This is a genomic window from uncultured Microbacterium sp. (assembly GCF_963524805.1).
Lineage (GTDB): Bacteria > Actinomycetota > Actinomycetes > Actinomycetales > Microbacteriaceae > Microbacterium.
The window spans coordinates 33,351-57,396 of the sequence record NZ_CAURGG010000004.1 but is presented as its reverse complement, the minus strand read 5'-3'; the positions used below and the strand labels follow the sequence as shown (position 1 = coordinate 57,396).

At 69.3% G+C, this 24,046-nt stretch carries 21 protein-coding genes; 9 read left to right on the top strand and 12 right to left on the bottom strand.

What is annotated here, in order from left to right; genetic code table 11:
- The first annotated feature begins 12 nt into the window (after positions 1-12).
- The 6 genes from RWQ91_RS10115 (at position 13) to RWQ91_RS10090 (ending at position 5,347) form a co-directional block, all read left to right on the top strand.
- On the top strand, positions 13-786 hold the full coding sequence (locus tag RWQ91_RS10115) for a DNA-formamidopyrimidine glycosylase family protein (RefSeq protein ID WP_314505616.1): 774 nt from the start codon (positions 13-15) through the stop codon (positions 784-786).
- Positions 787-847: 61 nt separating this feature from the next.
- On the top strand, positions 848-2,284 hold the full coding sequence (locus RWQ91_RS10110) for an FAD-dependent oxidoreductase (RefSeq protein ID WP_314505613.1): 1,437 nt from the start codon (positions 848-850) through the stop codon (positions 2,282-2,284).
- Positions 2,281-2,616, top strand: a complete 336-nt coding sequence (locus tag RWQ91_RS10105; RefSeq protein WP_314505610.1) for a cupin domain-containing protein — start codon at positions 2,281-2,283, stop codon at positions 2,614-2,616. The genes RWQ91_RS10110 and RWQ91_RS10105 overlap by 4 nt, the downstream gene beginning before the upstream one ends.
- A gap of 120 nt (positions 2,617-2,736) precedes the next feature.
- A complete protein-coding gene (locus RWQ91_RS10100; protein ID WP_314505608.1) occupies positions 2,737-4,074 on the top strand; it encodes a DUF222 domain-containing protein in 1,338 nt (445 codons plus the stop codon).
- Positions 4,075-4,338: 264 nt separating this feature from the next.
- Positions 4,339-4,746: a transferase gene (locus tag RWQ91_RS10095; RefSeq protein ID WP_314505606.1), complete on the top strand. Its 408-nt coding sequence runs from the start codon at positions 4,339-4,341 to the stop codon at positions 4,744-4,746.
- 40 nt (positions 4,747-4,786) lie between these two features.
- Positions 4,787-5,347, top strand: a complete 561-nt coding sequence (locus RWQ91_RS10090; RefSeq protein ID WP_314505603.1) for a thermonuclease family protein — start codon at positions 4,787-4,789, stop codon at positions 5,345-5,347.
- A gap of 6 nt (positions 5,348-5,353) precedes the next feature.
- Here RWQ91_RS10090 and RWQ91_RS10085 read toward each other — a convergent pair whose 3' ends face one another.
- Positions 5,354-5,752, bottom strand: coding sequence for a DUF1304 domain-containing protein (locus RWQ91_RS10085; RefSeq protein WP_314505600.1), 399 nt, complete (start codon positions 5,750-5,752; stop codon positions 5,354-5,356).
- A gap of 34 nt (positions 5,753-5,786) precedes the next feature.
- Here RWQ91_RS10085 and RWQ91_RS10080 point away from each other — a divergent pair, with 34 nt between their 5' ends.
- Both RWQ91_RS10080 and RWQ91_RS10075 read left to right on the top strand, forming a co-directional pair.
- Complete coding sequence (locus RWQ91_RS10080) at positions 5,787-6,530, top strand: LysR family substrate-binding domain-containing protein (protein WP_314505599.1); 744 nt, start codon at positions 5,787-5,789, stop codon at positions 6,528-6,530.
- A 136-nt stretch (positions 6,531-6,666) separates the two neighbouring features.
- Positions 6,667-9,816 carry a M14 family zinc carboxypeptidase gene (locus RWQ91_RS10075; RefSeq protein ID WP_314505597.1) on the top strand — a complete coding sequence of 1,050 codons (3,150 nt, stop codon included), beginning with the start codon at positions 6,667-6,669 and terminating at the stop codon, positions 9,814-9,816.
- Between the two features lie 204 nt (positions 9,817-10,020).
- Here RWQ91_RS10075 and RWQ91_RS10070 read toward each other — a convergent pair whose 3' ends face one another.
- From RWQ91_RS10070 to RWQ91_RS10050, 5 genes are read right to left on the bottom strand one after another with little or no spacing between them, the layout of a single operon-like run.
- Positions 10,021-12,492, bottom strand: coding sequence for a CHAT domain-containing protein (locus tag RWQ91_RS10070; protein WP_314505594.1), 2,472 nt, complete (start codon positions 12,490-12,492; stop codon positions 10,021-10,023).
- Between the two features lie 46 nt (positions 12,493-12,538).
- Entirely contained in the window at positions 12,539-14,182 is a 1,644-nt protein-coding gene (locus tag RWQ91_RS10065) for a S8/S53 family peptidase (protein WP_314505593.1), read from the bottom strand.
- Positions 14,183-14,212: 30 nt separating this feature from the next.
- Positions 14,213-15,892, bottom strand: coding sequence for a S8/S53 family peptidase (locus tag RWQ91_RS10060; protein WP_314505590.1), 1,680 nt, complete (start codon positions 15,890-15,892; stop codon positions 14,213-14,215).
- Between the two features lie 57 nt (positions 15,893-15,949).
- The gene (locus RWQ91_RS10055) at positions 15,950-16,420 is read right to left on the bottom strand and encodes a hypothetical protein (RefSeq protein ID WP_314505587.1); all 471 of its coding nucleotides are present in this window, start codon (positions 16,418-16,420) and stop codon (positions 15,950-15,952) included.
- Positions 16,410-17,027 carry a sigma-70 family RNA polymerase sigma factor gene (locus tag RWQ91_RS10050; RefSeq protein WP_314505586.1) on the bottom strand — a complete coding sequence of 206 codons (618 nt, stop codon included), beginning with the start codon at positions 17,025-17,027 and terminating at the stop codon, positions 16,410-16,412. The genes RWQ91_RS10055 and RWQ91_RS10050 overlap by 11 nt, the downstream gene beginning before the upstream one ends.
- A gap of 71 nt (positions 17,028-17,098) precedes the next feature.
- Between RWQ91_RS10050 and RWQ91_RS10045 the strand changes: the two genes are divergently transcribed.
- Positions 17,099-17,845 carry a GMP synthase gene (locus tag RWQ91_RS10045; protein WP_314505584.1) on the top strand — a complete coding sequence of 249 codons (747 nt, stop codon included), beginning with the start codon at positions 17,099-17,101 and terminating at the stop codon, positions 17,843-17,845.
- A gap of 1 nt (position 17,846) precedes the next feature.
- Here the strand turns inward: RWQ91_RS10045 and RWQ91_RS10040 are convergent, their stop codons facing one another.
- The 6 genes from RWQ91_RS10040 to xylA form a co-directional block, all read right to left on the bottom strand.
- Complete coding sequence (locus RWQ91_RS10040; RefSeq protein ID WP_314505583.1) at positions 17,847-18,332, bottom strand: glutaminase; 486 nt, start codon at positions 18,330-18,332, stop codon at positions 17,847-17,849.
- Complete coding sequence (locus RWQ91_RS10035) at positions 18,329-19,531, bottom strand: cation:proton antiporter (protein ID WP_314505580.1); 1,203 nt, start codon at positions 19,529-19,531, stop codon at positions 18,329-18,331. Before RWQ91_RS10035 ends, RWQ91_RS10040 begins: the two co-directional genes overlap by 4 nt.
- A gap of 46 nt (positions 19,532-19,577) precedes the next feature.
- Complete coding sequence (locus RWQ91_RS10030) at positions 19,578-20,447, bottom strand: transposase (RefSeq protein ID WP_314505578.1); 870 nt, start codon at positions 20,445-20,447, stop codon at positions 19,578-19,580.
- A 24-nt stretch (positions 20,448-20,471) separates the two neighbouring features.
- Entirely contained in the window at positions 20,472-21,161 is a 690-nt protein-coding gene (locus RWQ91_RS10025) for a GTP pyrophosphokinase family protein (protein WP_314505575.1), read from the bottom strand.
- Positions 21,162-21,324: 163 nt separating this feature from the next.
- Positions 21,325-22,629: an FGGY family carbohydrate kinase gene (locus RWQ91_RS10020; RefSeq protein ID WP_314505574.1), complete on the bottom strand. Its 1,305-nt coding sequence runs from the start codon at positions 22,627-22,629 to the stop codon at positions 21,325-21,327.
- A gap of 127 nt (positions 22,630-22,756) precedes the next feature.
- Positions 22,757-23,944, bottom strand: coding sequence for a xylose isomerase (gene xylA / locus RWQ91_RS10015; RefSeq protein WP_314505571.1), 1,188 nt, complete (start codon positions 23,942-23,944; stop codon positions 22,757-22,759).
- Positions 23,945-24,046 lie beyond the last annotated feature (102 nt).

The following is a 24,046-nucleotide window of genomic DNA, read 5'->3' as shown; positions in this document are numbered from 1 at the left end:
GGGCGCCCATCGATGCCTGAGGGCGACACCGTCTATCGAGCCGCCCAGCGATTGAACGAGGTGCTCGCGGGCTCCGTGCTGACGCGCTTCGAATTGCGCGTGCCGCAGGCCGCCACGATCGACCTCACCGGCTCGATCGTGCGCGAGGTCGTGCCGCGCGGAAAGCACATCCTCCATCGCATCGGCGAATGGACGCTTCACTCCCACCTCAAGATGGAGGGCGAGTGGCACGTGTATCCGCACGGCGGCCGCTGGCGCCAACCCGGTTTCAAGGCGCGCGCCGTGGTCTGCAACGCCGAGTGGGACACCGTGGGGTTCGATCTCGCGGATATCAAGGTCGTGCCGACCCGTGCCGAGGACCAGCTCGTCGGCCACTTGGGACCGGACCCGTTGGGGCCGGGCTGGGATGCGGCCGAAGCCGCCCGCCGGTTCGGGGCCGACGACCGGCCGGCGCACGTCGCCCTGCTGGACCAGCGCAACATCGCGGGGTTCGGCAACGAGTTCGCCAACGAGATCCTCTTCGTCCGCGGCATCCTTCCCACCACTCCTGCCTCCGAGACGGACGCGGCGGCGGTGATCGATCTGGGAGCGCGCATGCTGCGGGCCAATCGAGACCGCAGCGGTCGCACGTTCACCGGGGATTCCCGACCGGGGCGCTCCACGTGGGTGTACGGGCGCGAGGGACGGCCCTGCCGGCGCTGCGGCACGATCATCCGCGAGGGTTCGCTCGGCGCCGATCCCACTCGCGAGCGCAACACGTTCTGGTGTCCTAGCTGCCAGACGTGACCGCGGCGAGCCGGGTTTCGCGCGAGGATGGGGGCAACACAGCGACAGGGAAGTGATACCCGTGGGCACGACCGTCTTCGAACGACAGCGGCCGGCAGCATCCGTCATCCAGCGCAGTCTGGCCGAGACGCGCCAGAGCGTCTTCTGGCTCGACGACCTGCCCGAACGACCGGGCCGGCCCGCGCTTCGCGGCGACCGGGAGGCGGATCTGGTGATCGTCGGCGGCGGCTACACCGGCCTGTGGACCGCGCTGCTCGCTCGCCGACGCGACCCCGACGCTCGCATCGCGATCGTCGAAGCCAAGACCGTCGGCTGGGCGGCATCCGGTCGCAACGGCGGATTCTGCGAGGCCAGCCTCACGCACGGCCGCGACAACGGCCTCAGCCGCTGGCCCGAAGAGATCTACCGGCTCGACGAACTCGGTCTCGCCAACCTCGACGCGATGGGCGCCGACATCGCCGAGTGGGGCGTCGATGCGGAGTGGGAGCGCGTGGGCGCGCTCGCGGTGGCGACCGAGCCGCACCAGCTCGAGTGGCTCGACGACTGGGCAGAGGATGCCGCCGCCCGCGGCGAGGCGGGCGTCGTGCGTCTCGACCGCGCGCAGACGCAGGCGTCCGTCGCCTCGCCCGCCTATCTCGGCGCGGTTTTCGAGACGCACACGAACGCCCTCGTCCACCCCGGCAGGCTGGCTGCGGGCCTGGCCGCCGCCGCCGAGGAGCGCGGCATCGAGATCTTCGAGCACTCGCCGGTACGCCGCATCGATACCGACGGGCCTGGCGTCGCGGTGGTCACCGACGGCGGTCGCATCACCGCTCGCAAGGCGGTGCTCGCGACGAACGTGTTCCCGTCCCTGCTGCGACGCAACCTGCTTCAGACGGTGCCCGTGTACGACTACGTGCTGATGACCGAGCCGCTGAGCGCGCAGCAGCGCAGCGCGATCGGGTGGGACCAGCGCCAGGGCATCAGCGACCTGGCGAATCAGTTCCATTACTTCCGCCAGAGCGCCGACGGGCGCATCCTGTTCGGCGGCTACGACGCGGTGTACCACTACGGCGGACGCGTCCGTGCCGAGTACGAGAACCGGCCGGAGTCGTTCCGCAAGCTCGCAAGCCACTTCTTCACGATGTTCCCGCAGCTCGAAGGGCTGCGCTTCACCCACCGCTGGGCCGGGGCGATCGACACGTGCTCGCGCTTCTGCGCCTTCTACGGCAGCGCGCGCGACGGCAAGGTGGCCTACGCGGCGGGGTTCACCGGCCTCGGCGTCGCCGCCACGCGCTTCGCGGGCGAGGTGATGCTCGACCTGCTCGAGGGCGCCGCCACCGAGCGCACATCGCTGCGCATGGTGCGCGAACGTCCGCTGCCGTTCCCGCCGGAGCCCGCCGCCGCCCTGGGCATCAATGCGACGCGGTGGTCGCTCGATCGTGCCGACCACAACCGCGGGCGGCGCAACGTGCTGCTCAAGACGCTCGACGCACTCGGGCTGGGGTTCGACTCGTGACCATTCCTACGGGAGCGCTGACGGATGCCGCGGCCCTGGTGCTCGTGCATCAGCCGGTGCCCGCCGACAAGGTGGTCGCCGGATCGCCGACCACCGGCATCCACGAGATCGACGAGACGACCGGCGTGTGGGAGATGACGCCGGGCGCGATGCGCGACGTCGAGGAGGATGAGCTGTTCGTGGCGCTTTCGGGCGTGGCGACGGTCGAGTTCATCGATCCGGCGCTGCCGTCGATCGAACTGCGTGCCGGGTCGGTCGCGCGGCTCGCAGCAGGAATGCAGACGGTCTGGACCGTGCACGAGACACTGCGGAAGGTGTACTTGCCGGGTTAGATTTGCTTGCCACATTCGAATATTTGTGCTATTCTAGTCGCAGAAGTCGCGCAGTGCCCATAAAGCGCAACACCGTGAGTCGTCCCGTTCGGTCGGGGCGCCCGATCGACGGATGTGCAGATGGGTTACGGAGCAGAGTCGAGTGATGCGCCGGGAGTCTGGCGCGAGCTGGGAGCTTTGGTCGACGAGGTGCAGCAGGCCCGTGCGGCGGTCGCCGCGGCGCAGGCGCACGAGGCGGCGGTGCTGGCCCGCGCGGTCGACCTGGTGGAGGCCCGCTCAGGCGAGCGTCGTGCGCAGGGCGTGGTGTTCGGCAACGACCTGCCGCTTCGAGAAGTCTCGGCAGAGCTGGGCGCAGCGATGCGCGTCGGTGACCGGACGGTGCAGCGGCGGATCGACGATGCGCACACCCTGGTGACGCGATTCGCCGCGACGTTCGACGCGTGGCGGCAGGGACGTGTTGACCGTCAGCACGTGATGACGATCCTCGATGAGGGGGTGGTCCTGGCCGACGACGCCGCCCGGGAAGAGTACGAGTGGCTGGTGCTGGCGGTGGCGGAGGTGGAATCCGCAGGACGGATGCGCGAGATCGCTCGGGTCATCGCCGCGCGGATCGACCCGGAAGCATCTGCACGGCGGCGCACGGCCGCCCTCCGCGGGCGCGACGTGCGCGCGATCGATCTCGACGACGGGATGGCGCGCTTGCTCGCTGATCTGCCCGCCCCTCTCGTGCACGGGATCATGGACCGCCTCAACGAATTCGCCCGCACGGCCCAAGACGCCCAGCGGTCGGAAGACGACCCCGCGGGGGATGCCGAACCGCCGCGGACGCTTGGCGAGATCCGCGCGGATGTGTTCGCCGACCTGCTTCTCACCTCCACTCCCACCGGCCACCACGATGCGGCCGGGGACGTGCTCACCGGCATCCGCGGGCACGTCAATATCACCATCCCTCTCCGCACCGCTGCCGGCCTCGACGAGGAACCGGCACTGCTGAGCGGCTATGGGCCGGTCGACACCGGCTTGGTCCGCTGCCTCATGGCGAACGCTCCCGCGTGGAACGTGCTGATGGTGGACATCGCCACCGGAGCCCCGGTCGCCGTCTCGCGCTACCGGCCCTCCCCGGAGTTGCGGCGCTTCGTCGACCTCCGCGATGAGCGCTGCAGGTTCCCCGGCTGCACCATGAAACCCTGGCGCTGCGACGCCGACCACACCTTCGACGCTGCCTACGGTGGTTCGACGAGCGTCGAGAATCTCGCGAACCTGTGCCGCAGACACCACGTGCTGAAACACTCCTCACCGTGGCGGGTCGAACAAGTCGGCGGCGGCAGACTCCGATGGACCAGTCCCACCGGCCGCGTGCACGACGACCACATCCCTGCGACCCTGCGCTTCGTCCCGACCCGCGACCGCCTTCCAGAACCACGACCGGCACGGGACGGCGATCCACCGCCCTTCTGAGCTGTGCCGGCACGGCGGGGGCATTCTCCAGGCGGGGACGACGATGTCAACCGTCTCGCACGCTGCGGGAGACGATTCGCAAGCTGTATGCAACGGTCTGAGACCGACGTAGGGAAGTTTCCCCTCCCCGGGGAATCCGATCCTCCCTCCGCCGCGAATATTCGTTGCACGCGCATGCATCCAAATGGACCGATGCGCGGGAATGAATTGGTGAAGGGACAGGTTATTCCTGTACTCGGCACCAATGGGCCGCTGGAGGGGATCGTGGGAAAGAACTACGTCGACATCGAGAACGACCGTGGGGAATCGCTGCGCTATCGCAAGCACACGAACGGTCGAGGATTGATCGCGCACGGCGCGAAGGTCCACCCCAGCGCGATCGTGGAAGCGGGCGCCTATGTCGAGCCCGGCGTTCAGATCGCCGCCAATGCACACGTCGGACGAGGAGTCTGGGTGGAGTCGGACGCCGTGATCGGCCCCGAGGCTGACATCGCTCCCCACGCCCACATCGGCTCCGGCGCGGCGATCGGCGCGGGAGCGAAGATCGGCGTTCGCACCTACATCGGCACCGGCGCTCGCGTCGCTGTCGGATCCCTCATCGGCGACGACGAGACCGTGGGTGACGGCGAGCGCGTCGCGACCGACCGTCGCGGGCTGCGCCTGGCTGCCTGAGATTCGCGGGGCTGTCGCCCCCGCGACCTAGGCTCTGAGGGTGATCAGACGCGCCGCGGTCGGCATCCTGCTGCTGGCCGCCGTCGCGGTCGCGATCTGGTGGTTCGTCCCGCGCGAGACCGTGCGCCCGGCACCGGTAGCCGGGCCGACGGCGGCGGCGATGCCCGGCATCCCGTCGGATGCGTTCGAGATGACCGTCGAAAGCGTGCATGACGGCGACACCCTGCGCGCCCGCGTCGCCGCCCCGAATGCCGTGGTCACGGATACCGAGTCGACGCGCGTGCGCCTCATCGGGCTCGACACCCCCGAGATCTCACCCGATCTCGAGTGCTGGGGCACGGAGGCGACGACAAGCCTGACCGATCTGCTGCCGCCCGGCGCCACGCTCTGGGCAGTGGCCGATCAAGAGGTGCGCGATCAGTACGGTCGCCATCTGCTGTACCTCTGGACGGCTGACGGGACGTTCGTGAACGCCCAGCTGATCGCCCAGGGCGACGGCGGGGTCATGGTCTTCGCGCCGAACACCCTGCACGAGGCCCTGTTCCGCGCGCTCGAGGCCGAAGCCTCCGCCGCGGGACGCGGCCTGTGGGGGGCGTGCTGACTTGGGTCAGGCGAACAGGAACAGCACGAAGCCCAGCAGCGGCAGCGTCCCCTGGATCAGCGCCGGCCGCAGGTACCTGCTCCCGCTGGTCACCAGCACGAGGGATGCCGCGAGCATCGAGCCGAGACTGAACAGCACGAGCGTGAGACCGGCGATCCGCAGCGGCGTCTCCTCGGCGCCCGACCAGTAGAGCACCAGCCCGATCACGGTTCCGATCGCCAGGAACAGGTTGTAGAAGCCCTGGTTGTACGCCATCGGCTTGGTCGTGTCGGCTGCGGCCTGGTCGGCAACGCCGAAGCGCTTCCAGACCCTGGGCTGCGTCCACTGCACGCTCTCCATCACGAAGATGTAGACGTGCAGGAGCGCGGCGAGGGCGGCGATGACGGTGGCGATGACGGCGATCATGAGCGAACCATATCGCCCCGGCTACGCTGGCGGCATGGCGAAGAGCGGCGGGTCACGCGGTGGACCCCGTCGCCCCTCCGGTGGGCCGGGCCGCGCGCAGCGGGATGCCGCGACGAAGCGCCCCGCGAAGTCTGCAGCTCTGAAGAAGAAGGCCGCAGCCCCGGAGGAGCTCGCCCCGAAGCCGATGCCCGAGGTGTTCGTCCTCGGCGCGATCCCCGGCGCGACTCCCGGCGGCTGGATCGACGCGTGGAACGAGCGGATGCCGCAGACCCGGCTCGAGCTGCGACCGATCGCCGTCGCCGCCCAGCGATCTGCGCTGTTCGACGAGGGGGTGGATGCCGCGCTCGTGCGGCTGCCGCTCGACAGGACCGGGCTGAGCGTGATCGCGTTGTACGACGAGACCGCGGTCGTGGTCGCCTCGGCCGACTCGCACCTCACCGCCGTCGACGAACTCGACCTCGGAGACCTGGTCGGCGAGGTGCTGATCGTGCCGCAGGACGACGTTCTCGGCCTTACCGTCGCCGGCACGGTCGCCCCATCCTTCGCGCCGCCCGAAGACACCGAACAGGCGATCGCGACCGTCGCCGCGGGCGTCGGGATCGTCATCGTGCCGATGTCGCTGGCACGCCTGCACCGCCGAAAGGACACCGCGTACCGGCCCCTGCGTGACGTGGCTGTGTCGACGGTCGCTCTGGCGTGGCAGACCGAGCGGACGACGGCATCCGTCGACGCCTTCGTGGGCATCGTCCGCGGCCGCACCCCGAATTCATCGCGCTGACGCCGGATCCTTCCGCGAGGTGGGGTTGACCGCCTCCGAGCGCGAGGCCAGGATGAGGATCGTTCGGCCGCGGGCGGCTGCCCGCGTCGATCTCATCGAGCATCGCCTCGATCGGAGTCGCTACAAGGGAGTAGAGATGTTCCGCAAGCTCGCCATCGCCACCGTCGCCGCCCTCGTCTTCACCGGCCTCGCCGCCGCACCGAGCGTGGCCAGTCCACCCACGCCGAGCGGCGATGATCACCTCGCGGTGTACTCGGGGACGGTGGATGCCGCAGGTTACGCCGCGATCGTGGAGCTCGGCGTCGACCGCGGTGAGATCGTCACGGCACCTGCCGCAGACGGTACCTTCGGTGTGCAGGTCATCCTGAGCGGTGCCCAGGTCGACGCTCTGGCCGCGCAGGGGGCCGAACTGCAGATTCAAGCTGACCCCTCGGCGCAGCGTCGCGCCATGAAGCAGACCGACGGTGTGTTCCGCATGTACGGCGGCGACGGAGGCATCCTGAGCGAGCTGATGGCACAGGCCGCCGCGCACCCCGACATCGCCGAGTTCCGAGTCATCGGCCAAACGACCCAGGGCCAGGACATCGGCGCGGTGCGCGTCACCAAGAACGTGAAGAAGGCCAAGGACGGCAAGAAGCCGACGACGGTCTACGTCGCCGCGCAGCATGCCCGCGAATGGATCACGCCCGAGATGGTGCGTCGTCTGCTGGACCTCTATGTGACCGACTACGGCACCGACGATCGCATCACCCACCTGGTCGATGACACCGAGCTGTGGTTCGTCCCGGTCGCGAACCCCGACGGCTACGACTACACGTTCGAGGACGGACAGCGCCTCTGGCGCAAGAACCTGCGCGACAACGACGGCGACGGCCAGATCGGGGTGGACGACGGCGTGGACCTCAATCGCAACTCGGCGACCCGCTGGGGCTACGACAACGAGGGCTCCTCACCCAGCCCGGCCAGTGACACGTACCGCGGACCGTCCCCGGCATCCGAACCCGAGACGCAGGCGCTCGACCAGCTGTTCGGCGCGATCACGCCTCAGTTCATGATCAACTACCACTCGGCCGCCGAGCTGCTGCTGTACGGCATTGGCTGGCAGGTCGCGACGCCGTCACCGGATGACGTGATCTACGAGGCGATGGCCGGGGACGACGAGGACCCGGCAGTCCCCGGGTACGACCCCGACATCTCGGCGGAGCTGTACGTGACCAACGGCGACCTCGACTCGCACATGCAGGAGGCGCACGGCACGCTCGGCTTCACGCCCGAGATGTCGACGTGCGAGGAGGCTGTCGCATCGGTTGAGGACGATGAGTGGACCGAGGACGACTGCCAGTATCTCGGCTTCGACTTCCCCGACGACGAGAATCTGATTCAGGCCGAGTTCGAGAAGAACGTCCCCTTCGCACTGGCGACCGCGGAATCGGCGCTCGACCCCGACGATCCGGTCTCGGTCGTCGACCGCGACACCGCGAACTTCCGCGTCGACTCGTTCGCGGTGTCCTACGGCGACCCCCAGACGGTGGCGGTGTGGGCGAAGCGGGCGTTGAAGGCGAAGAAGATGACGTACTCCGTCAACGGAGGGAAGGCCGTCACGACGGACGTGTCGGAGTGGGGTGGCGGCGAGCGCTACGGCTTCGAGAACGTGGACTACTACGCGGAGTACCGCGGCGTGGTGACGGGGACGAAAGCCGGTGACAGCGTGGAAGTGTGGTTCACGGGCACGGCCACCGGTAAGGATGTGCCGAAGGGGCAGAAGGCAGGCCCGGTCGCGAGCGAGCACTTCACCTACGAGGTCGCGCAGGACACCGGGAACTCCGTCCTCATCGTGGCGAACGAGGATTACACCGGCGTGAACCCGACGTATCCGGCCGGCACGACCGGCCCGAAGTACGTCGACGCGCACGTCGCCGCGCTTCTGGCCAACGGCGTGACCCCGGACGTGTGGGATGTCGACGCACAGGGTGTGCCGCACGACCTCGGCGTGCTGGGCCACTACGACGCGGTGCTCTGGTATCTCGGCGACAACCGGTTGACGCAGGATCCCGAGGACGAGTTCATCCAGTTCGGCAGCGCCGAGTACCCCGACCTCGCGGTGGCCGAGCGCCAGCAGTACCTCACCATGGCCATGCGCGACTACCTGAACGAGGGCGGCAAACTTGCGTATGCGGGTGAGACGGCGGGCTACTACGGACTGGTCGGGAGCGACTACGGCGGCATCTACTACGGTCTGAATGGCCACCCCGAGCAGGAGTGCGCCGTCACCGCCGACCCGCGCGCGGACTGCCTGCTTCTGGCGGACGACTTCACGCAGTATTGGATGGGCGCCTACGATCGCACCGCCTTCACCGCTGAGGGCCTCGTCGGCACCGCCGACCCGTTGGACGGGTTCGAAGCGCTGTTCGGCGGTCCGGCGACCGTCGACAATCCGTCTGACGAAGTGGGCGCCTTCACGCCGACCAGCACACGCCTGCCGGTTGCCGAGTTCCCGCAGTTCGAGAGCTGGGCAGCGGCGGACTACACCGGGGTGACGGGCAGGATCACCGCCGCCGAGGGTGTGCAGGCGGCTGCGGCGGGGCACATCGACGACAGCTATCAGCGCCTGGGCCGCACCTTCGACCTCACGGGTGTGTCCGCGGCCGAGATTCCCACCTTCGCGGCTCAATTCGCCTACGACACCGAAGAGGGATACGACAACGTCATCGTCGAGGCGCACACGGTGGGCTCCGAGAACTGGACCACGCTTCCGGATCTGAACGGCCACACGAGCACGACGGTGCCGGCGGAGTGCGAGGCGGGCTTCTACATCGAAGAGCACCCGCAGCTCGAGCACTACCTCGAGCTCGGCGATCCGTGCCTTCCGACCGGCACGACGGGTGAGTGGAATGCGTTCACCGGGTCCTCCGGCGGGTGGGTTGACGTCGCCTTCGATCTCAGCGCCTACGCCGGCGACAGTGTCGAGGTGGTCATCAGCTACGTCAGCGACCCGGCCACCGGCGGCGCCGGCTTCATCGTCGATGACACGAAGCTGCTCGTCGGCGGCGAACCCACCGGCGCCGACGGCTTCGAGGACGGCTTCGTCACGTGGGAGATCCTCGACCCGCCGGCCGGCAGTCCGTCGAACACGAGCCGTTTCGCGCTGGACGACGGCCTGGGCGAAGTCATCGCCGTCACCGCCACGCCCGACACGCTGCTGTTCGGCTTCGGGCTCGAGCAGCTCGACTCGGATGCCGCTCGAGCCGACGTCGTCGCAAGGATGCTCGCCCACTTCGCGGGATAGCGGCGCACACGAGTCGGGGGATGTCGCGGACCTGGGTCTCTGCGACATCCCCCGGAGAACAGCCCAGGTGATCCGCGCGCCCCGATCGCGCCCCTCGGATCTCCTGCCCCCAGTGTTCGGTACCCCCCGGTGCCGAGCTGCTGAGCTGTTCCATGTGTGAGGAGGGGGCACTGCCGGTCCTGATACATGCTCTACGGAGAAGTTTCAGAAACCCGATCCGTGCGCTTGGAACGGCGCGACGATCCCCGTGCGCGCGGATGCCGCCGCCAGGGCTTCGGCCGGGGCTTGACCCGCGGCGAGGCCCTCGTGCATCGCGCCGAGCAACTCGCACGCATCGTCGTCGGCCACGATGACCGGCGCGGCGATGACGCAGCGGCTGCCCGCATGCAGCCAGGACCTCGTCATCCCCACGGCCTCCTCGCCCCATCGCACGGATGAGCGGCCTGCCTCGCAGGCCGACAGCACCACCGTGGCCGGAACGGTCGACATCCTGTCGATGTCGTATCCGAACAGCGGACCATCAGCCAGTTCGAGACCGGAGAACATCGGAGTGTCCGAGGAATGACGCCCGTGGGCGGCGACGTGCAGCACGTCGACCCGGGCGGCGAGCCCGGTCACCTCATCGACCGTCGGGTGGTCGAGAACGATGCGTTCCCGCCAAGCGCCGGCTGCCACGTCCACTTCTTCGCTCGCGCGCGCGACGCGGGGGCCGACGGCGAAGCCCGCCGTGTGCGCAGCTCCGACCGCACCGCGCAGGCTGACCCATCGGGAGGCGGACACCGCGAGGGTGAAGACCTTTCCGCGCAGGCCGGGCAGCATCGACCACGGGATCCCGCCCAGGACGCCGGGGACGGTGATCACGAAGCGGCGAGCGTCCGCCAACTCGACCGCGCGGTCGAGAAGCTGCCGCGACAGCGATGCCAGTCGGTCCTCCAGAGAGCGCCGGACGACTTCGCCCATCCGCCCGCGGACGGTCGCCGCCATGTCGAGGTCGGCGCGAAGTCCCGGCACCGAGTTGCGGATGCTTCGCCAGCCCGGCACAGGGATCAGCTCCACCCGCCTCGGGGTCACGACCAGCACGGTCAGCGAATCGCCGGAGAAGACGTACGAAAGCAGCGCGGTCTGTTCGTCCAACGCGGTGCGCAGCTCTTCGAGCCCGGCACGGGGCTGGACCGCCGCCGAACCCGTCGTGGACCACTGCCGCTCGCGAACCCGCTCACGCAGTTCTTTAGCGCGTGGGCCGGCCTGCCATTCGCCGCCCTCGCTGCGGAGGATCCGCAGCTCGGCGAGGTCGACGGCCAGCTGCTCATCCGGAGGCGGCCGCAGCGGGACGACCTGCGAGTTCATGTGGCGCGCCCGCTCGGACCACTCGAACACGACGTCGGGGCGACCCGATCGAACGGCGGAGTCCAGGCCCGCCCCGATGAGTCCGTTCCCCTGCATGACGGCGGAGGTCTGCAGGTCGAGGCTGCCGAAATCCCCCAACCACACCGTGAGTTCATCCAGACCGGCGGCGGCATGACGGCGGGCTTCCGTGTGGCGGCCGCGGGCCGCCGCACGCGCCGCACGCGCCTCGTGCGCGAGCAGCCGAACCTCCATCGACGCGGTGTGCGGAACCCGGATGATGCGTCCGGCGCCGTCCTCCGTCAAGCGCTGCCGCGCCCGCCAGAGCTCATGCGTCATCCGCAGCGCGGCTGCCTCGCTGCCGAATCCGGCCGCCTCGAGCCCCCGTGAGGTCGTCTCCACATCTTCGCGCGCCGGCACCGAGCGAGGCCGGGCAGCGTGGAACCCACCGCGCAGCACCTGACCGCCGCTGAGTTCCGCGCGCATGCGAACGGCGTCGGCACGGAGGGCCCACGACTCGCTGCCGATCGTGCGGAAGCGTTTGGATGCCCGCGCGGCGACCGGCCGCGCGCGTGACGAATCATGGGCGAGCAGCGAGCGCGCGAGCTGGAACTCGGCCTCGGCTCGGGACTGCACCATGCGCTGTCTGCCGAAGACGGCTGCCGCCTCTGCGAGGATGCGCTCCGCCTCGATCGTGTGGCCCGCGTCTCTCAGCACCTCTGCTCGGTCGACATCGCAGACTGCGGCGAAGGCGGGCGACACCTCCGCCAGCGTGACGCGGGCGACAGACATGTCTCGGATCGCCGTGATCAGATCGCCGCCCAGCAGCGCCATGTAGCCCTCGTTATGGACGGTCTGCGCCTGGGCGACCGGCTGTCCGAGTGTTCCGAAAATCGAAGCCGCCCGGGCCGCATCCTCGCCGGCAGCGGCCAGTCGAAGGCGACGCATGTTGACCAGGCTCCGGTTGACCAGCAAATTGGCCGTTTCTTCGGAATCCTCTCCGAGCGCCGCGATGCCCCGGCTCAGCCATCGTTCTGAGTCGTCGAATCTGCCGGCCTGCTCGGCGAGGGAGCCGAGCTGGCCCGCGAGGAGTCCATATGTCCGCGAATCGATCCCCGGCAGTTCCATGGCCGCAACGCACAAGCGCTCACCCTCGGCCGGATCGCCGGTCCTCGACTTGATGTACCCGAGCGTTCCAGCCACCCGCGCACGCACGTTGACGTCGTCGGTCAGCGCCTCTGCGGCGAGCAGCAGCCGATTCGCCGCAGCGTGTCGCCCCTCGTTCGCGAGGCGCACGCCCTCTGCATGAAGCTCCTCGGCCGATCGCGCCACTCTCCCATCATGGCCCGCCTGACCGCGGTCTGCGCGGAAGCCGGATTCAGCCTGCTCGGACCACCCGGCGGTCCAGCTCTTCGATGACGTCTCTGCTCGCCTCGCGCAGGATCTGATTGCAATCAGTCGGCGTGAGATCCGATTCAGTCAGCTGATCCGCCAAGGCCCGAGCGAGCCTGCCCGCGACGTAGGGTGCCGCGAATGAGGTCCCACTCCAGAGTGCGAAACCGCCGCTGAAATCGTCGGGGTCGATCGTCTCCCGCCGCATGCCGAGCCGGTCGGCTCGACTTCCGGCCTGCACCCCGCCATTGAGGGGCGGAGACGTGCTCAGGACTGCCGCGCCGGGTGCGTAGGTGTGCACCCACGCGCCGATGTTGCTGAACAAGGCAACTGTGCCGTTCGGATTGAGCGCGCCGACAGCTACGTGAGGGGCGGCATCCCGCGGGTCGTCGACGACGAAATCCGATCCTGGCCAGTTCCACAGCGCAGCAGGAAAGGTCGGCCGGTCCGTCGCCTCGTTGCCCGCGGAGCACACGATCGCACATCCCTGGCTGCGAGCCACGGCGAGCAGCTCGCTGAGGGTGCGGTCGAACAGCTCGTCCTCGGGGGTCTCGTGGTAGTACCCCAGTGAAAGGTTCAGCACGTCGATGCGACGACCGCCTTCGTCCGGCGGCAGCAGCATCCACTTGACCAGTGTGCGGACCGCGTACATGAAGTCACCCTCGAGCAGCGTGCCCTGACTGTCGGCGACGCGAACTGCCACGATGTCTGCTTCTGGGCAGACCTGACGAATGATTCCGGCGATGAAGGTGCCGTGTCCCGCCGACGCATCCAATTCACCGTCGAATGAGCCGGAGACGTCGCCGAGCGCTTCAGGATCGGTTGCGGCGTCGTGGATCCCGAGGATGACCCCGTCGACGACCGGGCTCGTGGTGACGATCTCCGCCGGGAGCCATGAGTGCTCACCGCAGCCGGTGTCGAGCACCGCAACGACGGGGCGTCGCCCCTCTGCGGCGATCGCCTTACCCCGGGTAGGAGCGGGCCCCACGTACTGGATCACCTGACGGCCACCCCCACCAGCCGCCTCGTAGCTGTCGATACCGGGCGCGTTCGTCCTGCCGAACGGGTTGGTGCGGCCGAACGGATTCGTTCGGCCGAACGGATTGGTGCGGCCGAACGGGTTCGTCCTGCCGAACGGGTCGACCGTGAGGACGTGATCCAGGCTCACCCCGCTGATGTCCTTCCCGAACCGAGCACGGGCACGCTGCAGCAGACGCCAGGCGTCGATGGGCGGTACGGGCTGGTCATCGCGATCCGGGCTGGGGTTGGGGAAGATGGCAACTCGGTAGATCGTGGGCAGATCGAAGCGCTCTCGACCGCGGCGCGCACGATCGACCGCCATATCAGGTTCGACCGGCGTGCCGTCGAGATTGTGCAGCTCGACACCCCAGCCGAAATCCGCTGCCGCCGGCCGGAGGAGCCGGAGTACGCGCTCCACATCATCGCCAGAGGTCAGCAACAGGTGATCAGGGGCGTAGGCGGTCGGGTACGCGCTGACACCGCGAACCGGCTCACTGGTCGGATCGAGAGGGACGCCCTGGGCGCGAGCGGCATCGTATCGACGCCGCCAGTCGCCCGCGTCTCCGGACGCGGATCCGCGGGCAGGATCATCGGGGGGAAGGTCACTCATCTGGTCTCCTCATAGCGCCGATGCGGCAGGTCAGGCGGTCGTCGGCGAAACAGGGGCGGTGATGCGCAGCAAGCCGATCACGTCATGGGCGGCGGCGCGAAGTACTTTGCAGCGCTCCTCAGTGCCACCTGCGAGGGCCTGCGCGCCGAGGGCCTGGGCGAAGCGATGGGCAATCGCGCCCGCGACGTACGGGGCCGCGAAAGATGTGCCGCTCCACACGGCGAACCCACCCGTGAAGTCGTCCGGATCGATGGAAGCACGAGGGAGTAAGTCGCCGCGGATGCGAACGTCATCCTTCGTGCCGGCCTGGACGGCGCCTTCGAATGCGGGTGAGATGCTGAGCACGGACGATCCGGGCGCATAGGTCTTCACCCAACTGCCGATATTGCTGAACAAGGCGACGGTGCGATTATCCGGATTCAGCGCGCCCACGGAGACGTGGGGTGCGATGTCGCCCGGATCGAGCACGGCGTACTCCGCGCCGGGGTACGCCCAGAGCGCGGCAGGGAACGCCGGGCGATCGGTCGAGTCGTTTCCGGCCGAGCACACGACGGCGCAGCCGAGTCGTCTCGCCTCCACCAGAAGCAGGCTCATCGCGTCATCGAAGAGGATGTCCCGTGGGGTCTCGTGGTAGTAGCCCAGTGAAAGGTTGAGGACGTCGACCGGATGCGGCTTGTCGCCGTCTCCGCGGACCCACGCGACGAAAAGCCGGACGGTGTCGAGGAACTCGCCCTCCAGCACCAGGCCCTCACTGTCCGCGACGCGGATGGAGAGGATCTGCGCCTCAGGGCATCGTTGACGGATGATGCCGGCGATGAAGGTGCCGTGTCCCGCTGCATCATCGAGGAAGCCGTCGTAGGGGCCGGCCTGGTCACCGTAGACTTCAGGATCCGTCGCGGGGTCTGTGAGACCGATCGGACCGTACTTCGTCACCGGGTCAGGCAGCACATGCCCGTCCAGCCACGGGTGACTCCCGCACCCCGTGTCCATGACTGCGACGATGGGGCGACGGCCCCCGTCGGATGTGTCCCATTCACCGTGGGGCGCCGCGCCGACGAAGCCGATCGCCTGACGACCACCACTTCCGGGCTCGGCGTAGCCGTCCGGCCCAGGAGCATTCGTGCGCGGGAACGGGTTGGTCCGCGGAAACGGGTTGGTGCGAGAGAACGGGTTGGTCCTCGGAAATGGCCCGATCGACATGATGTGGTCGAGCCCCACCCCGCGAGGAAGCTCCTTCAACTCGGAGTCGTCGCGTGCTTCGATTCGTGCCTCCTGAAGAAGACGCCACGCGTCGATCACCGCAACGGGCTCGTCGTCGACGCCCTCCTTCGGGTCGGCGACGATGACGGCCCGGTACAGGGGCGGGACACGATCCTGTTCCCGGTCCGTCCGAGCGCTCGCCTGAGCGGATTCGACCTCCTCATCGGTCAGCTCATCACCGCCGAGGCGTTGGGTTATCCGAACACTCCAACCGAAATGCACAGCAGCTGCCTCGAGGATCCGCCGGATGGGCGCGAGCTGTTCGACGGCGCTGATCAGCAGATGGTCGGGCGCGTAGCCGGTCGGCTGCACAGCGGAACGTCCTCGGCCGTCGGCCTGGGTCGGCTCGAGTCGCACGCCGAGCGGCCGGGCGGCATCAGTGCGCTCCCACCACGGCTGGTCCGGCGGACGGCGCGGAAGCGGGGGGCGGCGGATCGGATCGTCAGTCATCGTCTCTCCTCATTGAGCGCGGCGAACGACCGGGAGTCCCGGCGACCCCGCGATCGATCACACTTCGAACTGGGGGGTCTGGAATTCGCGGATCTCGCCCGCCTCATCGCGGACGACCATGCGGATGCGCGAGACTCCGGGCTTGACGTCTTCGAAGGCGAAGCGGCCATGGGCGCCCAGTTCGGCGCTCCACTCGCGGTCTCCCTGGACCAGCTTCACGGCCAGGGCCGCGGCATCCACCCATCCGTCGATACGGCGCTGACGGTCCTCGGGGGCCGTCACGTGCAAGAGGATGCTCGTGTCGCCGTCCGTGAACTGCAGGGTCAGAGCGTCGGTCTCACCGCTGCGCACTGCCGCAAGGTCGGCCGAGACGAGCGTGAGCAGCGCGTACTCGCGCGACAGGTCCTCGACCGCGACCGCGGCGACCATCCGGTCGACCAGGTCGGCAGGCGCCGGATCGATCTCGTCCCACATGGCGCGCATTCGTGCGAACAATGCGGCATCCGCAGCGAAGTCTTCAGTCTCCATGGGTATCCCCTCCCCAGCCGTCGCCCTCGAGGAGCGAGCGGAGTTTGCCGAGGCAGCGCTGACGCGTCGGCCCGATCGAGCCGATCGGCATCGCCATGTCCTGGGCGATGCGTGCGTAGTCGGGGCGCTCCTCGAATGCGACGATGCGCAGCAGCCGCTGGCACCGTTCATTCAGTTGAGCGACGGCGAGCCACAGCCGACGGGATTCGTCGTCGGTGGCGGCGGTCTGCTCTGCGGACTCCCGGGCGGGAAGATGCGGTTCGAGGCTCTCGGCTTCGGTCGGGTCGGCCCTGCGCTGCAGCTTGCCGACGCGCCATGCCTCGCGGCGGGCGACCATGGTCAGCCACCCCGAGACCGCCTGCGGCTCGGTGATCGATTCGTGACGACGCACGAGCGTCAGCCACGTCGTCTGCACGACGTCTTCGGCCAGCGCCCGATCGAGCCCGTAGGCGCGCACCACATGCCACAGCAGCGGCGTCATCAGCCGTACCAGCTCGTCCATCGCGCGCGTGTCACCGTCGCGCCACCGCAGGAACAGCGCAGCCGCCCTCGCCCAGCGCGTCGGCTCGGCGGAGTCGACGGAGGTCTCGGGCCCCTCGTGCGTCATAGCGCCCATTGTGTCCACACTTCGAGGAGCGCGAAAGGTGCCTGCTGATACACGCCGACTAAACTCGCCCCATGAACCCGGCGCCGCTGCTCTATGTGTGCGTGCGCCCGCAGCAGGGTGCTGCTGCCGCGGAGTACGAGTCCTTCCGCGCGGCGGCTCGCCTCGACGAGTCCCGGCTGGTCGCTCTCGACCTCGTCCGCGATCCCCTGCCACCCGCTGCGTTCGAGCGCTACAGCGGATTCCTGATCGGCGGCAGCCCGTTCAACGTCACCGACCCGGAGTCGAGCAAGACCGAGGTGCAGCGCCGCCTCGAGGCCGATCTCGAGAAGATCGCCGGCGCAGTGATGGATGCCGAGACCCCCGGCGCCGCTCTCTTCACGTGCTACAGCATCGGCGTCCTCACCCGCCTGCTCGGGGGCGAGGTGAGTCGCGGGTACCCCGAGGACACCGGACCTGTCGGCATCGATCTCACCGCGGAAGGGAAGGGCGACCCGCTGCTGGGGAGCCTCGCGCACCGGTTCACCGCCTTGACCGCACACAAGGAGGGCTCGGCGGGCGTGCCGCCCGGTGCGACCCTTCTCGCCACCAACGAGGCGTGCCCGGTGCAGGCGTACCGCGTCGGAACACGCCTGTACGCCACCCAGTTCCACCCAGAGCCGACCCCGCGCGCCTTCACGGAGCGGATGGCGGTGTACCGCGACGACGGGTACTTCCCGGCCAACGACTTCGACACCGTCGCAGGCCGCGTGCTCGCGGCATCCGTCACCGAACCCGTGCGGCTGATCCGCGCCTTCGCAGCGGCCTTCGGGCCCGGCTGATCTAAGCGCCCGCCGGCGGGTTCAGCAGCAGCTCCACCCGCTCGCCGAGGTATGACTCCAGCGGCATGTACCCGCCGGCCGCACTCCATCGCACGCTCGGCACGCCGCCACGAAGGGCGAAGGGGCCGGATGCCGCTCCCGCGTCGACCGCGTCGGGATCCAGCAGCGTCCACCCGATGTGCACGACTTCGCCCTCGGCGATCCCGCCCCGCCGCGCAGCGGCTGCCAGCTCGGCGCGTTGCCGCTGCGACTCGGCGGCGAATCCGCGCCGCGCCTCTTGCCGCGCCCGCACGATGTCGCCGGTCGCCAGCACGTGCTCGTTGGTGAGCAGCAGCACACCCAGGTGCCATGCCTCTCCGCGGCGGACGATGCGCGGCGAGCGGCCGATTCCGAACACCCGCCGCGGGACGATCACCTCGCCCAGCGCTTCGCGCGGCGCCCCGGCCAGGCGTGTCCGAGCCCGATCGAGCAGAGCCCGGGTGCTCACGCGCGGTCATCCTCGATGGTCGCGGTCACCCGCGCCTTGCGCTCGCCGCGGATCGTCATCGCGATCAGCGGGTACAGCAGAACGGAGATCATGCCCGCCCCGACGAGGACGGCGGCATCCGAGGTGTCGAGCACGCCCTCGCTCACGCCGATCCCGCTGACGGCGACGATGATCGGCAGACCGGTCGCGCCGAAGAAGGCCATCGAGAGCCGGTCACGCCGGGTGGCCCCGGCAGGCACGGCCAGCATCGAGGGCAGACCCCGCACGACCAGCAGTGCGATCAGCACCAGCAGCACGATGAAGAAAAGGAGCGGCTCGGCGAGCAGGGCGGCCAGGTCGAACGTGACACCCGTGTAGATGAAGAAGACCGGCACCAAGAATCCGAACGCGACGGCCTCGACCTTGCTCTCGACAGCCTTGCGGTCGGACTCCTTGGCATCGCGCATCAGCAGTCGCCACACGATTCCGGCGGTGAAGGCGCCCAGCAGCATGTCCAGGTCGAGCACGATGCTCAGGGCGACCAGGGCGGAGAGGATCAGGAAGACCACGCGGACCGCGAACTGCCCCGACGTGTGCAGGGTGGAGTTGACGAAGCGGTGCATGGCGCCCCGCGGCATCCGGAACGCCAGCCAGATGGCGAGCCCCGCGACGACGGCGAAGAGCACGAGGACGACGGCCTCTATGCCGGGGTTGCTCGCGCCGAGGAAGATCGAGATCGCGATGAGCGGACCGAACTCGCCCACCGCGCCGACCGCACCCACCGCCTGCCCGAACGGCGTGTGCAGCTCGCCGGTGTCGCGCAGGATCGGCAGCAGGGTGCCCAAGGCCGTGGAGCACAGCGCGATGCCGATCACGATCGCGATCTCGCCGGGGGCGAAGAACCACGTGATTCCGACACCGACCGCCAGGCTGATGAGCCACCCGAAGATGGCGGACCGGCCGCTGCGGCCGCGGAAGACGGTGAACTCGATCTCGGACCCCGCGACGAAGAACAGCATCGCCAGGCCGAACTCCGACAGCGCCGCGATGAAGTCCGACGGCACCGCCCATCCGAGCAGTGACGGGCCGACGAGGATGCCGAGCATCAGCTCGAACACGACGATCGGAACCCGGACGACCCGCCGCAGGCCCCGCGCGAGCAGGGGAGCCAGCACGGCGAGCACCGGGATGATCAGAAGCGTCGGCTCGAGCTGGTCCACGCGTTCACCGTATCGACTCGACGCCGCGGTGCGGCAGCAATGCGGCTTACTCGAGGGCCTTCCGTGCCTTCTCGGCATCGCGTTCGGCGGCTTTCGCGCGGGTCACGGCATCCGTTCGTTCGTCGTCGAGCCGCCGGGTCTCGGCATCCGCCTTCTCGGCATCCGCCTCGAAGCGCGCGAGCTCCGCGCGCAGGTCGCCGATGCGCTCGCGCAGGTGGTCGCCGCGCTCCCGCGACTTCTCGAGCTTGGCATCGATCTTCGCGAGCTCGCGGCCGGCCTCACCGGCCGCGCGCTCCGCCTCGCGCAGCGCCTTCTCGGCCGCCTTTCGGGCACGGCGCTCGGCGAGGTCGTCGCGGCTGGGCGCCGGAGCGTCCGGCACTCCGGGAAGCGTTCCGCCGACGGCGTCCGACACGTCGACCGCGTCGAAGCCCGACGCCTCCAGCGGGCGGACCAGGCGCGCGGTCATGACGGCTGCTGCGGCCGCCGCATCCATCACCGCCGCGTTGATCGTCTTCTCGACGTCTTCCCGTGCCGCGGCACTGATCGTCACGCCCTGGGTCTTCGCCAGATCGACCGCCTGTCCGGCGAGCGCGGCGACGAGCGCGCGGCGCTGGCGGCTGAGGCTCTTCAGCTCCTCGCCGTCGAGGTCGTCCTGCGCCTCGCGCAGCGCTTCGGACAGTTCGAGCGCCTCGGCGAGCTGGCCGTCACGGGCGAGCAGGTCGACGGCCCACGCGGAGGCCGTCGGCTTGCGGAGCGCCTTGATCCGCATGGCGAGTGCGCGGTCGGCCGTCGCCGCACGGGCGTTGCGCGCCGCGGTGAACTCCTCGGGCGGGAGCGCGTAGAGCTTTCGCGCGATCGCATCCAGCGCAGCCCCGGCGTCGGCACCGGAGGCGGGCTCGTCGGCGGCAGGAGTCACCCGCCCATTCTGACGGGCGGAGCGCTAAACGGCGACCGTGCGCCCGCGCGGGCCGTGCAGCTCGCGGTGCAGGCGCTGCATGCGCTCGTCGAGTTCGGCGGCCGTGTCGGCGGCATCCTTCAGGCTCGCCAGCAGCTCACCCGGAACCTGGCGGTCGTATTTGTAGTAGATCTTGTGCTCCAGGCTGGCCCAGAAATCCATGGCGATGGTGCGGAACTGCACTTCGACCGGCACGGCGACGCGGCCCGTGGAGAGGAAGACCGGCACCTCGACGATCGCGTGCAGGCTCTTGTAGCCGTTCGCCTTCGGCGCGGCGATGTAGTCCTTCACCGCGACGACGGTCACATCGTCCTGCGCGGTCAGCAGGTCGAACAGGCGGTAGGCATCGGTGGTGAAGCTGCAGGTGATGCGCACTCCGGCGACGTCGGTGATCTCGCGGCGGATCGACGCGAAGTCGGGCTCGATGCCCTTGCGCACGACCTTGTCCACCAGGCTGTCGGGCGATTTCACCCGGCTCGAGACGTGCTCGATCGGGTTGTAGTCGTGCATGTGCGCGAACTCGTCGCGCAGGATCGCGACCTTGGTCTCGATCTCCTGCATGCCGAAGCGGTACTCGAGCAGGAACCGCTGCATCTCGTCGGCCATGGCGCGCAGCTGGTGCGTCGAGAAGGTGACCTGGTCGTCATCGGTGGCATCGGCGAGGCGTGGCGACATGCTCCCGACCGTACGGGCCGGGTCTACGAGGGTCCTGTGAGAGGCGGACGCGGGGTGATCCGTGCCGGTCGTCGGGAGCGGCGGTACTGGTGTGGCTGAGGAGACGGACGGGCGTGCAAAAGGGCGGTGACTCCCTGCAACCGGATCGCCATTTGCGGGACCGTCACACCTCGAGGACGGATGCCGCCTGCCGCGCCGCACCGAGGGCGACGTACTCCCCCGGCTCGGGCACCTCGACGGGCACGCCGAGCACGAGCGGTGCGATGACGCGCACGGCCTCGGACTGCGCTCCGCCGCCGATCAGCAGCGCGCGCTCGATGGGCACGCCGAGGGCGCGGAGCGCTTCCAGTCCCGCGCCGAGGCCGCTCAGCATCCCTTCCACGGCCGCACGGGCGAGATTCTCGCGCGTGGTGGAGGCGAGGGTCATGCCGGTGAGGGATGCCGTCGCATCGGGCAGATTGGGCGTGCGTTCGCCCTCGAAGTAGGGCACCAGGGTCAGGCCGCGCGCCCCCGGGCCGGCGGACAGGGCCAGGCGGCTGAGTTCGGCGTGGTTCACGCCGAGGAGGCCGCCGATCGCGGTGAGCACTCGAGCCGCGTTCAGCGTCGCGACGAGCGGCAGGAACCGCCCGGTGCAGTCGGCGAAGCCCGCCACCGTGCCGCTCGGGTCGATCGTGCGCTGCTCGCTGACGGCGAAGACCGTGCCGCTCGTGCCGATCGAGATCACGACATCGCCGGGACCTGCGCCGAGGCCGAGCGCGGCGCCCGCGTTGTCACCGGCGCCGCCGCCGACGCGGCGGCCGTCCTGATCCTGTACCCACTCCTCGGGTCCCAGCACGCGCGGCAGGATCGCGTCGTGCCCGAGCGCCGCCGTCAGCAGGCCGCGGTCGTAGCCGCCGGTGGCGGGGTCCCAGTAGCCGGTGCCGGAGGCATCCGACCGGTCGGTGACGAGCTCGTCGAGCACGGGCCCGCGAGCCGAATCACCCGTGGGTCCGAAGCCGCGCAGGCGCCACGTGAGCCAGTCGTGCGGAAGGGCGACGGCCGCCACGCGAGCGGCGTTGTCGGGCTCGTTGTCGCGCAGCCAGCGCAACTTGGTGATCGTGAAGGAGGCGACCGGCACGAGGCCGCTGCGCTGAGCGAGGGCGTCCGCGCCGAACTCCGCGATCAGGTCGGCCGCCGCCCCCGCCGAGCGGGTGTCGTTCCACAGCAGCGCATCGCGGATCACGTGCCCGTCGGCATCCAGCGCCACCATGCCGTGCTGCTGGCCGCCGATCGCCCACGCCTCGACGTCGGCGAGGCCGCCGGCATCCGTGATCGCCGCGCGCAGCGCCGACCACCATGCTCCGGGGTGCACCTCGGTGCCGTCCGGATGCGACGCGCGCCCCTCGCGCACGACGGCGCCGGTCGCGGCATCCGTGATCACGACCTTGCAGGACTGCGTCGACGAGTCGACCCCCATCACCAGCGTCATCGGCTGCCCTTCTCGTTCATAGCTGTGTGCCCCCCTCGTCGACTTGTCGTATATGCGACGCACTCACGGCGTGTCGCGCACATATACGACAAGTCGACGAAAGAGGGGGAGATGCCGGGGGGATGCCCTAGCGCGCGCCGAGCAGGTGCTCGGTCGCCAGCTGCTGCAGCCGCACGAAGCCGAAGCCCTTGCCGCCGAGGTACACAGACGGGTCGAAGTCCTCGTACGCCGAGCGGTCGGCCAGGAAGTCCTGGTACGTCTCGCCGTCGTTCAGGGTGGGAACCGACAGCTCGTTCACGCGCGAGTCCTCGAGCGCCTCCTGCACCTCGGGGTCGGCGCGGAAGGCCGCGGCCCGCTCCTTCAGCAGCAAGTAGGTGCGCATGTTCGCGGCCGCCGAGTCCCAGACGCCGTTCTCGTCCTCGGTGCGCGAGGGCTTGTAGTCGAAGTGACGGGGACCGTCGTAGGCCGGAACCCCGCCGGGGCCGCCGTTCTCGAGCAGGTCGACCAGGGCGAACGCGTTGTGCAGGTCGCCGTGACCGAACACGAGGTCCTGGTCGTACTTGATGCCGCGCTGGCCGTTCAGATCGATGTGGAAGAGCTTGCCGTGGTACAGCGCCTGGGCGATGCCGGCCGCGAAGTTCAGACCCGCCATCTGCTCGTGCCCGACCTCGGGGTTCAGGCCCACGAGTTCGGGACGCTCGAGGGAGTCGATGAAGGCGATCGCGTGACCGAGCGTCGGCAGCAGGATGTCGCCGCGGGGCTCGTTCGGCTTCGGCTCGATCGCGAAGCGGATGTCGTAGCCCTTGTCCACGACGTAGTCGCCGAGCAGGTTCACGGCCTCGCGGTAGCGCTCGAGCGCCTGGCGGATGTCCTTGGCCGCGTCGTACTCGGCGCCCTCGCGGCCGCCCCACATGACGAACGTCTTCGCGCCCAGCTCGGCGCCGAGGTCGAGCTGGCGGAAGACCTTGCGCAGCGCGAAACGGCGAACATCCCGGTCGTTCGAGGTGAAGCCGCCGTCCTTGAAGACGGGGGCGCTGAAGAGGTTGGTGGTCACCATCGGGATGATCATCCCGGTGTCCGACAGTGCGCCCTTGAGGCGGTCGATCTGCGTCTGGCGCTCCGCGTCGGTCGAGCCGAAGGCGAACAGGTCGTCATCGTGGAAGGTGAGTCCGTACGCGCCGAGCTCCGAGAGCTTCTCGACGGCGTGCACGACGTCGAGCGGGTGACGGGTCGGACCACCGAACGGGTCGGTGCCGTTGTAGCCGACGGTCCAGAGTCCGAACGAGAACTTGTCGTCGCGAGTGGGGGTGGTCATGTTGCTCCTTTGCGGCAATTGTTGCGATCAACAACCTATACCATGATGGATGCCGCGTCCAGCGGCCGCGACCGAGAAAGCACCGCCATGCGGTGCTCGACA